We start from the raw sequence: 3685 nt of genomic DNA on the forward strand, positions 1-3685 counted from the left end.
AACGGTATGCTAAGAACAAAAATGCCGTTCACTCTTAAGTGAACGGCATTAATGCCAATTGGCATCCTTTTTTGTTGGTTCACGTTCTCTTACTTAGGCCTGAATAACAAAGAAGCCATAGTTTAAGCTGTCATTAAATGCGGCTGAGCATCGTCATTGTATTGCTCCCGAATGGCCATAAAGCCGTCTAGGTTTTGTTTAAGAGCCACAACACACTCAGGGTCGAACATCGAACCCGAGTGAGCCTCAATGTAATCCATGACTTCATCGAGTGTCCACGCGTGCTTATAGGCTCTTTTGCTCATCAGCGCATCGAATACATCGGCTAAGGTTACGATGCGTGCCTCTAGCGGTATCGCTGTGTTACTCAAAGCATCGGGCAACCCTGTGCCATCAAACCTTTCATGATGATGACGTACGATGTTTTTAATGAATTGGATTTCCTCAGAACACATAGCGATATGGCATGATAGGGCAACCACATTGTTAATCATTTCTTCACCGTACAAGGTGTGATTGTCCATGACGGCTCTTTCTTCTTCATTAAAGCGTGCGCTACTGAATAGCACTCTATCTGGAATTCGATATTTACCTATGTCGTGAAAAGGTGCATACAGCCGAATTCGATGAATGAATTGGTGTGTAATTTCTTCCTTGCTGTGCGACAGAGTACGAGCAATGTGTTCACTGTATTTACCCATGCGAATGAGGTGCTCTTTGGTTTCTGGATCTCGAGCATGACCCATGTTTAAAGCAATCGCTAAAGAGGATTGAAAGTGACGTTGGCGCTCAAACCATTGAACGAAAAGGCTAGAGATCACTTGAGTGAGATAAGCGATATCACACTGGATGGTTTGGTTAGCAAAGAACCCCGCTGATGAAGCATTGATAAACACAAACCCAAGATTACTTTCTTGGTGATGAATAGGTGTTGTGTAACTGCTTTGATGACCGATATCGAGCAAGTGAGATATTTGTTTGGTTGGGCTAATGGTGGTGAGGTCGTGGATGATTCGAGTATCTAAAGACTCAGCCATTCTAGATAAAGCTGATTCTGGCTTTAGTTCTTGCTCGATGTAGCGATGCTCGGCTTCTTGGCACAGAGTATCCGAAACAAAATAGTTCGATGCTCTATTTTCGTTGCATAGCACGACCGAAAGCCTAGACAGAATGGGGTAATGTTCGCGAGCTAGCCGAAAGAGATCATCAACGATGGCGATAATGTCTTTATCTTGGGCGGCTACTCTGCTGATTTGGGAGTAGTCAAACATGGTCAAAGCCAACCTTTATTTATAGTTATATCATTGTTTAATATCATTATTAGTAGGTTTCTATACCACTTCTAACATAGCACCTCGCTGTTAATTAGCAACACTGCGTTCTAATAAGTTTAAATTCCATTGGTAAAGTAGGGATATTTCATTCTTCTATCATGGTTTTTGTTAACTTGAGCTAGTTTGGTGGATCTTTAAGACAGACCCTTTTTAGTAGGGGCGGCTGTATTACACGCAACATCAGGGTGGTAAGTGACCATATTAAAATTAAATTGAAAGATAAATAGGATAACGAGCATGCTTTATGCCATCATAAAGGCATAGATAAGGGCAATGGATGATATGCCCAAATGATTGAGCTAGAAGCGGTCAGTGATGACGGTGTTCTAGAGTAAATTCAAGGCCTTTAGTTGCCTTGGAAAAGGTAATGTTATGACTGAAGAAGAAAGAATCGAACTGCAACAAAACAACCCACTGCATGGCTTAAAGCTTGAAACTATGATCAACGAATTAGTGGGTCATTACGGTTGGGAAATTTTGGATGCAGCAATGCGCATGAACTGCTTTAACACTAAGCCGACAGTAGCAAGTGCCGTTAAATACTTGAAGAAAACAGAGTGGGCTCGTGAGAAGGTTGAGAACTTCTACCTTTACCGTTTCAAGCGCATGCCTAAAGCTTCAGATATCGAATACCAGATGCCTCCGCGTTCACGTACATTCCGTCACGGGTTAGAGCCTCGTGAGCCAATGGAATTAACGGTTGAATCGATTCTAGCATCACAAGCTAAAGCGGCGTCTGCATTTAAAGAGCGTCGTGGCGGCAACGGTCGTAACTTTCGCCGTTAATAGAAATGCGTCGCTAGTTTTAACGTCTTTATGTAAAGGCGTAAGTTGAGCATCGTTAGATAGACAAAGCCTTGACTGAAAAATACAAAAGGAGCTTAAGTGCTCCTTTTTTAATGCGTGTTGCTTTAGTCGTTCGTCTTAAGCTTCGCGGTTCTTTCTTTGATTCTTCCAAAGATCAACGACATAGACAATAGCGCTGATCAGTAAGAATAGCGCTGACACAGAAAAAAGAGCGGGCATTTTTAGAATCCACGCGAATGTGGCAGCGAGAAAAGCGACAAAGCAAATGAGTCGACTTGATGACATGACATGACCGAGTTTAATGTTCATAACGCCTCCTAATGAAGTCTCACTTTCGACAGGAGAATTATCCCACCTTTGGCAAAATAAAGGCTAAAAAATAGTCTAAATTGTTATCAAATTTGCTAATTGAAGGACTCGCCTCACATATTTTAGCTTGGCTATTTTATAGTTCATAAAATAACCAGCCGAGGGGCTTTGTCAATTCTTTATACTTAACGATTTGCGTTGTGTTTTGCTAACGAAAACCGTGATTGCTGCACGAAGTAGTTCGAATAAAAGCTAGTTGGTATAGAACCTAGTTAGCATAGAAGAAGTAAGCGGTAATCAAAAAGCTCGCGATGATCACTGTGGTGCGAACATATTGTTGTGGGATACGACGAGAAACTTTTGCTGAATAGTAACCACCGACCAATGTCCCAAACAAAACGGCCATGCCTGACGGCCAATCAATCGAACCATTCACAACAAAGAACACGATTGCCGCGAGTGATGCGCATGCCGATACCAACAATTTGATGCCATTCATCACGTTGATATTGGTATACCCTGCCAGTGCCAAGTAGCTCAATGTCACAATGCCTAAGCCTGCATTAAAATAACCACCATAAACACACACGATCAAAAGTAATAAGGCTGAAAAGAACGTGCCTGCGCTGGTGGCGTGCTTATGTTTAGCGGTTACTTTCTTTAGCCATTTATTGAGTGTGCCACCAAAGGTAAAAAGTAGAGCGGCGAACAGTAATAACCAAGGGACGGATTGGGTAAATAGCGCTTCTGGCGTGTGTAGTAGTAAAAATGCACCAATGCCGCCGCCAATTATACATAGCCCGACAACGAGTTTGAGTTGTTTGGTGCCAGATTGGATTTCATGGCGCAGTGCGTAAGCACCACTGATGTAACCAGCGCATGAAGCAAAGGTATTGGTCGCGTTGGCCGCAATCGGAGGGACGCCTGCGAATAACAAAGCGGGGAAGGTGATGAAGCTGCCTCCTCCTGCGATGGAATTCAACACGCCACCAATCACACCTGACAAGTATAGAATCAACCAATCCATAGTTTTAGAATCCAATGCGTTAAATGATGAATCACCTTACTTGATTTTGTTATTAATATCAGGGATATGTGTTTTTCAGGAGTCGGATTGTGAGTTTGCTACCATCTTAGAGCTGTGGTTTTTTGAAATGACTGATACGAAAAAAGGAGCCTGAGGCTCTAATGCCGTTCACTTAAGAGTGAACGGCATTTTTGTTCTTAGCATACCG

General features: G+C 42.6%; 4 protein-coding genes. 1 reads left to right on the forward strand and 3 read right to left on the reverse strand.

Annotated features, from left to right (window positions below; genetic code table 11):
* Positions 1-122 precede the first annotated feature (122 nt).
* Positions 123-1283, reverse strand: coding sequence for an HD-GYP domain-containing protein (locus tag AB6D80_RS24450; RefSeq protein ID WP_372189882.1), 1161 nt, complete (start codon positions 1281-1283; stop codon positions 123-125).
* A 423-nt stretch (positions 1284-1706) separates the two neighbouring features.
* On the opposite strand from AB6D80_RS24450, the gene AB6D80_RS24455 reads away from it, so the two are divergent.
* Positions 1707-2120: a VF530 family DNA-binding protein gene (locus AB6D80_RS24455; protein ID WP_372189884.1), complete on the forward strand. Its 414-nt coding sequence runs from the start codon at positions 1707-1709 to the stop codon at positions 2118-2120.
* A gap of 138 nt (positions 2121-2258) precedes the next feature.
* Here the strand turns inward: AB6D80_RS24455 and AB6D80_RS24460 are convergent, their stop codons facing one another.
* Positions 2259-2450: a hypothetical protein gene (locus AB6D80_RS24460; RefSeq protein ID WP_004733590.1), complete on the reverse strand. Its 192-nt coding sequence runs from the start codon at positions 2448-2450 to the stop codon at positions 2259-2261.
* A 268-nt stretch (positions 2451-2718) separates the two neighbouring features.
* Positions 2719-3477, reverse strand: coding sequence for a sulfite exporter TauE/SafE family protein (locus AB6D80_RS24465; RefSeq protein ID WP_372189886.1), 759 nt, complete (start codon positions 3475-3477; stop codon positions 2719-2721).
* Positions 3478-3685: the final 208 nt, after the last annotated feature.

It is taken from the genome of Vibrio sp. 10N.247.310.17, from assembly GCF_041466605.1.
GTDB classification, from domain to species: Bacteria; Pseudomonadota; Gammaproteobacteria; order Enterobacterales; family Vibrionaceae; genus Vibrio; species Vibrio tasmaniensis_A.